Source organism: Saccharothrix sabaoui, from assembly GCF_051756985.1.
GTDB lineage: Bacteria > Actinomycetota > Actinomycetes > Mycobacteriales > Pseudonocardiaceae > Actinosynnema.
The window spans coordinates 1-5,116 of sequence record NZ_JBPKJK010000291.1; the positions used below are offsets into that span (position 1 = coordinate 1).

Below are 5,116 nucleotides of genomic sequence, written 5' to 3' on the forward strand. Positions count from 1 at the left end.
GGTGGCCAGGCCCTGGACGACCTCGACGACGCGGGTGGCGACCTCGGCGTCGTCGGCCGGGTGGGTGTCGGCGAAGCGGGTGACCGAGGCCGGGACGGAGAGGGTCAGGTCGTCGGCGACGGCGGCGCCGGCGATGCCGACCGCCTTGCGCGCCTCGTCCTGCGCCCACACGCCGCCGTACTGGCCGAACGCGGTGCCGACGACGGCCACCGGCTTGCCCGACAGCGCGCCCGCGCCGTAGGGGCGCGACAGCCAGTCGATGGCGTTCTTCAGCACGGCCGGGATCGTGCCGTTGTACTCCGGCGAGAACAGCAGCAGCGCGTCGGCCTCGGCGGTGGCCCGGCGCAGGTCCGCCGCGGCCTCCGGCAGGGAGCCCTCGACGTCGATGTCCTCGTTGTAGAAGGGCACCGAGGCCAGGCCCTCGTACAGCTCCACCTCGACGCCCTCGGGCGCGAGGCGCACGGCGGTCTCGGCGAGCTGGCGGTTGTGCGACGCGGCGCGGAGGCTGCCGACGAGGGCGAGGATGCGGACGGCCATCGGGTACTCCCGGGGTGGGTGCTGGTGGTCAGTGCGCCGTGCGGCGCACCACGGTAAACGGGACACGGTCCGGTTATCTTCCGGATAGGCTCCCGGGGTGAGCGAGGCCACAGCGCCGGGGGACCGCGCACTCCCCCTGATCCCGGTGCACGGGGCGCCGAGGCTGCGCGCCGACGCGGTGCGCAACCGGGCGCGCCTGCTGGAGGCCGCGGCCCGCCTGGCGGCCGAGCACGGCGCGGCGAACCTGACCATGGAGGCCGTCGCCGCCGCGGCCTCGGTCGGCAAGGGCACCGTGTCCCGCCGCTTCGGCGACCGCAACGGCCTCCTGCTGGCCCTGCTGGACCACCAGGAGGAACGCCTCCAGGAGGCGTTCCTCACCGGCCCGCCACCACTGGGCCCCGACGCCGACCCCGTGACGCGCCTGCTCGCCTTCGGCCCCGCCGTGCTGCGCCACGAGCGCGACCACCTCGACCTCTACCTGGCCGCCGACCCACCGCCGGAACGCCGGTTCACCGTCCCCGCCCGCCGCCTCCGGATCACCCACCTGGCGAGCCTGCTGCGCCAGGTCGCCGGGGACGCCGACGCGGAGGTGCTCGCCCACACCCTGCTGGCGTCCCTGGACGTCACCCTGGTCCAGCACCTCACCGGGCAGCTCGGCATGAGCCCGCACCGCGTGGAGGCCGCCTGGGCCGACCTGGTCACCCGCGTCACCGCCCGCTGACCCCGGGCCGCCGGTCCGGCCCGGCGATCGCCCGTCGATCGCCCGTCGATCGCCGGGCACCCGACCGGCGTGCGGCGGCGGACCGGTTCTGGGAAGGTTGGACCATGCTCCCCCCGCACGCCGTTCGCCACCCGGCGCCGCCCGGCGCGGTCGTCCCCCCGCCGAGGTGATGACCGAGTTCGCCGCGCTGCCCGGGGTCAGCGCCGAAGACCTCTACGAGAACGCGCCGTGCGGGCACCTGGCGACCCTGCCGGACGGGCGGATCGCCAGGGTGAACACGACCCTGCTGGGCTGGCTGGGCCACGCCCGCGAGGACCTGCTCGGCCGGCGGTTCGCCGAGCTGCTCTCGGTCGGCGGCCGGATCTACCACGAGACGCACATCGCGCCGCTGCTGAGCATGCACGGCGAGGTCAACGGCATCGCGGTGGAACTGGTGACGGCCGGCGGCGACCGGTTGCCGGTGCTGCTGACCGCCACGGTCAAGGACGACGTGGACGGGCAGCCGCAGCTGATCCGGATGACCGTGTTCGACGCCCGCGAGCGCCGCGCTTACGAGCGGGAGCTGCTGCGCGCCGGCAAGGCCGCCGACGAGGCGCGCGACCGGGCGCAGCGGCTGGCCACCACGCTCCAGCGCACCCTGCTGCCGCCGGTGCTCACGCCGCCGCGCGGCACGGAGGTCGCCGCCCACTACCACCACGCGAGCCCCGACGAGGTCGGCGGCGACTTCTACGACCTGTTCCCGCTGTCCGGGGAGCGGTGGGGGTTCTTCCTGGGCGACGTGTGCGGCAAGGGCGCGGAGGCGGCGGCGGTCACGTCGCTGACCCGCTACACCCTGCGCGCCGCGGCGGTCTACGACCCCGACCCCGCCGCCGTGCTCGACAACCTCAACACCGTGCTCAACCAGGAGTTCAGCGGCGACCAACCGCGTTTCTGCACGGTGGTCTTCGGCGTGCTCACGCCCGACGCCGACGGGTACGCGGTGACGCTGGCCAGCGGCGGCCACCCGCCCACCCTGCTGCTGCGCGCCGAGGGCGCCGCCGACTACCTGCGCACCCCCGACGGCCAGCTGATCGGCATCCTGCCGCACGCCAACATCGTCACCACGACCGCGCACCTCGGTCCCGGCGACACCCTGCTGCTCTACACCGACGGCCTGACGGAGGCCCGCACGGGCGCCGCCCACGACCGCTACGAGGAGGACGCGCTGCTCGACTTCGCCACGTCCCTGGCCCCCTGCTCCGCCCGCGGCGTGATCGACGCGGTGACCCGGCTGCTGGACGACTTCGGCGAGGGCCTGGAGGACGACGCCGCCGTGCTGGCCATCGGCGTCCCCGGTGCGGCGGGACCGTCGTGAACGGCCTGCGCGTCACCACCCGCGACCTCGGCGGCTGCCACGTGCTCACCCTGGTCGGCGAGCTGGACATCGACACCACCACCCGCCTCCACGACGCCGTGGACGCCCTCGTCCTGCGCCGCGGCGACCGCGTCGTGGTCGACCTGACCGCCGTCGCCTTCTGCGACTCCAGCGGCGTGTCGGCCCTGATCGCCGCCCGCAGGCGCGCCGCCGCGGCCGGGTGCTCCCTGGTCCTGGCCGGCACGCCGCCGCACATCACCAGGCTGCTGCGCGTCGTCGGCCTGCTCCCGGTGTTCCCGGCGCACGCCACGGTCGAGGAGGCCACGACCGCCCTGCTCCCGCCGCTGTCCTGACGGCCCGCCGGGGCGGGCCGGTCGCGCGGGGTCAGAGGACGCCGGCCAACCGCTCCAGGGCCTCGTCGGGGTCGGGGTCGGCGGGGATGAGCACGACGCTGTCCACGCCGGCCGCGTACAGCTCGGCCAGCCGCGCCCGGGCGTCGTCGGCGGTGCCCGTCACCGACAGCCGCCGCACCCACTCCTCGGGCAGGCGGCGCGCGAACTCCTCGCGGCTCCCGCACCCCCGGCGCAGCGCCGCGAACTCCGCCGCGAACGGCAGCGGGGCGATGTGCGGCGCCCAGTCGGGTTCGCCGATCCACGCCAGGCCGGGGCGGACCGCCTCGACGGCCTCGGCGCGCCCGGGGCGCACGGCGGCCGAGTTGTAGGCCACGACGCGGTGCGGGCGGCGCGCGTCGATGTGCCCCAGCGCCGCGCGCGCGTACTCGGGCGTCACCGGCTCGGCCAGGACCGTCCCGTCGGCGACCCGACCGGACAGGGCGAGCGAGCGCGGCCCGCGCACCCCGGCGAGGACGGGCGGCGGCACGTCCGGCACGCACGCCGGCTCCAGGCGGACCGACGGGTCCAGGACGACGTGCCCGCCGCGGTCGGCGGTCTCCCCGCGCACCAGGGCGGTCACCGCGCGCAGGTACTCCTCCAGCAGGGTCAGCGGACTGGCCGGCCACTCCCCCACCGACCGCATCCACGCGGGCATCCCGTGCCCGATCCCGATGTCGACCCGGCCGGGGAACAGCTGGGCGAGCGTCGCGACCTCCATGGCGGCGAAGGCGGCGTTGCGCGCCCCGGCGGGCAGCAGCCCGATGCCGACCCTGATGCGGGACGTCGTCGCCAGCACGGCCGCGGCCTGGGCGACGCCGCCGCGGAACCCGAGGTCCTCCACCACCCACAGCTCGTCGAAGCCGAGCTCGTCGGCGCGGCGCGCGTACGGCAGCACCCGCGCGGGCGCGAGGTCGCGCGGCAGCATGATCCCGACAGATCCGGCACGACCCACGACGAGCTCCCCTCCGGCGGTCCGACCTCGATCGTAACCGGGACCGCTCAGGCGGCCCGCCGGTCGGCCGCCGCGCGCACGTGCGGGGCGAGGGCGTCGGCGATGAGCGCGTACCCGGCGGGTGAGGGGTGGAAGCGGTCCGCCGAGAACAGGCGCGGGTCGGCGGCGAAGCGGCCGTGCAGGACGGACCCGATGTCGGCCACCACCCCGCCGGCGCGCACCACCGCGTCGGCCTGGGCGCGGGCGTAGAGGCCGCTGGCCTGCGACACGAACGCCCGGTACGCGGGCGGCACGTGCGAGACGACGCTGAGGTCCGGCGCGGTGGCCACCACCACCTGACCGCCCGCGCGGCGCAGGTCGGCGACGGCGTCGTGCAGCAGCCCCGCTCCCACGGCGGGCGGGGTGAACGAGGTCAGGTCGTTCGCGCCGATCACGATCAGCGCGACGTCCACGCCGGTCGGCACGGCGGCGCGCACCTGGGCGGCCAGCCCGGCCGACCGCGCGCCGGACACGGCGTGCACGCCGAGGTCGACCGGGTGCCCGTCCTCGCGCAGGACGCCTGCCAGCAGGTGCCCGATGGTCTGCTCGGGCCGTTCGCAGCCGACGCCGGCGGCGAGCGAGTCCCCGAGGACGCGGAAGCGGAGTTGTCCGTTCATCACCCGGTACAACGCCCGGGCGCGCCCGTCTGCTCCCGCGTGAGGCCGATCTCATACCGCGCGGGCCGGGTCCCGGGCGTGACACGCGGTCACGGTGGTTGCGGCGGTCGTCACGGGCGCTGGTGCGATACTGCCGCGGTGGACGTGCGGAGCAGGAACCACGTGACCGTGTCCGGTCGCGACGACGGTCGACCGCTGGTGTTCTCGCACGGCTTCGGCTGCGACCAGAACATGTGGCGCCTGGTGGCGCCCGCTTTCGCCGACGAGCACCGGGTGGTGCTGTTCGACCACGTGGGGTCCGGGAACTCCGACCTGTCGGCGTGGCAACCCGAGCGCTACTCGTCGTTGGACGGCTACGCCACCGACGTGCTGGAGGTCCTCGACGAGCTGGACCTGCGCGACGCGGTGTTCGTCGGGCACTCGGTGAGCGCGATGATCGGCGTCCTCGCCTCGAACCGGGACCCGTCGCGCTTCGGCGCCCTGGTGCTGGTGGGGCCGTCGCCG

The 5,116-nt window shown here is 76.0% G+C and carries 7 protein-coding genes; 4 read left to right on the forward strand and 3 right to left on the reverse strand.

Annotation, left to right across the window (positions count from 1 at the left end; all coding sequences use genetic code 11):
• Window positions 1-537, reverse strand: a 537-nt coding sequence (locus ACR807_RS40940; RefSeq protein WP_438926936.1) for an NAD(P)H-dependent oxidoreductase, incomplete at its 3' end; no start/stop codon positions are given.
• A 97-nt stretch (window positions 538-634) separates the two neighbouring features.
• Here ACR807_RS40940 and ACR807_RS40945 point away from each other — a divergent pair.
• The 3 genes from ACR807_RS40945 (at window position 635) to ACR807_RS40955 (ending at window position 2,965) form a co-directional block, all read left to right on the forward strand.
• Window positions 635-1,258: a TetR/AcrR family transcriptional regulator gene (locus tag ACR807_RS40945; RefSeq protein ID WP_438926937.1), complete on the forward strand. Its 624-nt coding sequence runs from the start codon at window positions 635-637 to the stop codon at window positions 1,256-1,258.
• A gap of 169 nt (window positions 1,259-1,427) precedes the next feature.
• A complete protein-coding gene (locus ACR807_RS40950; RefSeq protein WP_438926938.1) occupies window positions 1,428-2,612 on the forward strand; it encodes a PP2C family protein-serine/threonine phosphatase in 1,185 nt (394 codons plus the stop codon).
• Window positions 2,609-2,965 carry an STAS domain-containing protein gene (locus ACR807_RS40955; protein ID WP_438926939.1) on the forward strand — a complete coding sequence of 119 codons (357 nt, stop codon included), beginning with the start codon at window positions 2,609-2,611 and terminating at the stop codon, window positions 2,963-2,965. Before ACR807_RS40950 ends, ACR807_RS40955 begins: the two co-directional genes overlap by 4 nt.
• Before the next feature lie 31 nt (window positions 2,966-2,996).
• Here the strand turns inward: ACR807_RS40955 and ACR807_RS40960 are convergent, their stop codons facing one another.
• Both ACR807_RS40960 and ACR807_RS40965 read right to left on the reverse strand, forming a co-directional pair.
• Window positions 2,997-3,956 carry an LLM class flavin-dependent oxidoreductase gene (locus tag ACR807_RS40960; protein WP_438926940.1) on the reverse strand — a complete coding sequence of 320 codons (960 nt, stop codon included), beginning with the start codon at window positions 3,954-3,956 and terminating at the stop codon, window positions 2,997-2,999.
• Window positions 3,957-4,003: 47 nt separating this feature from the next.
• Window positions 4,004-4,612, reverse strand: a complete 609-nt coding sequence (locus tag ACR807_RS40965) for an SGNH/GDSL hydrolase family protein (RefSeq protein ID WP_438926941.1) — start codon at window positions 4,610-4,612, stop codon at window positions 4,004-4,006.
• Between the two features lie 162 nt (window positions 4,613-4,774).
• Here ACR807_RS40965 and ACR807_RS40970 point away from each other — a divergent pair.
• On the forward strand, window positions 4,775-5,116 hold a 342-nt coding region (locus tag ACR807_RS40970), incomplete at its 3' end, for an alpha/beta fold hydrolase (RefSeq protein WP_438926942.1).